1 protein-coding gene is annotated in these 258 nt (G+C 64.3%); it reads left to right on the top strand.

Features of this window, described 5'->3' with window-relative positions:
* The coding region (locus AC0IW9_RS31205; RefSeq protein ID WP_471652172.1) for a response regulator at positions 1–258 on the top strand (258 nt) is incomplete at both ends.

The following is a 258-nucleotide window of genomic DNA, read 5'->3' as shown; positions in this document are numbered from 1 at the left end:
CTCATGAACCACATCCTGCTGCTCGAAGATATCCCGGAGATCCGCGCCTGGTTGAAGGCCCTGGTCAAGCAGGTGTTCGCCAACGCCCAGATCACCGAATGCTCGCGGGTGCAGGACGCACTCTCCCTCGTCAACGGCCAACGCTTCACGCTCGCGCTGCTGGACCTGGGCCTGCCCGACGGTTCGGGCGTCGAAGTCATCGCCGCGCTGCGCGAGAAGCAGCCCGAGGTGCAGTCGGTCATCGTCACCATCCATGAC

Source organism: Belnapia sp. AC561 (assembly GCF_979252845.1).
Note: the sequence above shows the minus strand (reverse complement) of the source record. Positions and strands in the feature narration are given on the sequence as shown.